1 protein-coding gene is annotated in these 894 nt (G+C 41.6%); it reads left to right on the plus strand.

Annotated features, from left to right (window positions below; all coding sequences use genetic code 11):
- Positions 1-25: 25 nt before the first annotated feature.
- Positions 26-894 (plus strand): tyrosine-type recombinase/integrase (locus ACFIKQ_RS09030; protein ID WP_375656311.1); only part of this gene is annotated, 869 nt, incomplete at its 3' end.

Consider the following 894-nt stretch of genomic DNA (forward strand, 5'->3'; position numbering starts at 1 on the left):
AAATTTGTATAAGAAAGGACTAAAAATGGCTCTTATGAACCGTCTTAATGCAAGGGCTGTCGCAACATTGGGAGCTGGTAAATATAATGATGGTGCCGGCTTGTTACTTCATAAGCGTAAAGATGGAGGTGCTCAATGGATTTACCGTTATACCATTCATGGTCGGCGCCGCGAAATGGGCTTGGGTGCCTTGAGAGATGTTTCTTTAAAACAAGCCCGTGAATTGGCAACTGGGTGGCGTTCTGTTCTTCGTGAAGGGCGTGACCCTATTAAAGAACGTGAAAAACAAAAGCGTGAGGCAATAAGCAATCTCCATTATTTAAAAGATATCGCGTTGGATGCTTTTGAAAGTCGTAAAGCTGAATTAAAAAATGATGGTAAAGATGGGGATTGGTTTTTACCATTACGCCTTCATATTCTGCCCAAATTAGGCTGTCTTCCCGTTTCTGAGATTACACAAACAGAGATACGCAATACGCTTGCCCCTATTTGGCATACAAAAGCTGGAACAGCTAATAGAGCTCTTATTCGTCTCAACCTTTGTCTCAAACATGCGGCTGCATTAGGATTGAATGTTGATTTACAAGCAGTAGAAAAAGCACGCGCGCTCTTAGGTAAACAACGTCATAAAACGCAAAATTTACCAGCCATGGATTGGAGAGAGGTTCCGGCTTTTTATAAAACACTCTGTGAAGCATCAACCATAACACAACTGGCTTTGCGTTTGCTTATTCTGACAGGCGTTCGTACCAATCCTTTACGTCATATTCATAAAGATCAAGTTGAGGAGGATATATGGACCATTCCTGCTGAGAATATGAAAGGAAGGCGTGATGCTACAACAGAATTTCGCGTGCCTCTATCAACAGAAGCATTAGAAATTCTAAAACAAGC

This window comes from Bartonella sp. MR63HLJHH (assembly GCF_042194155.1).
In the GTDB taxonomy this organism is placed as follows: Bacteria; Pseudomonadota; Alphaproteobacteria; order Rhizobiales; family Rhizobiaceae; genus Bartonella; species Bartonella grahamii.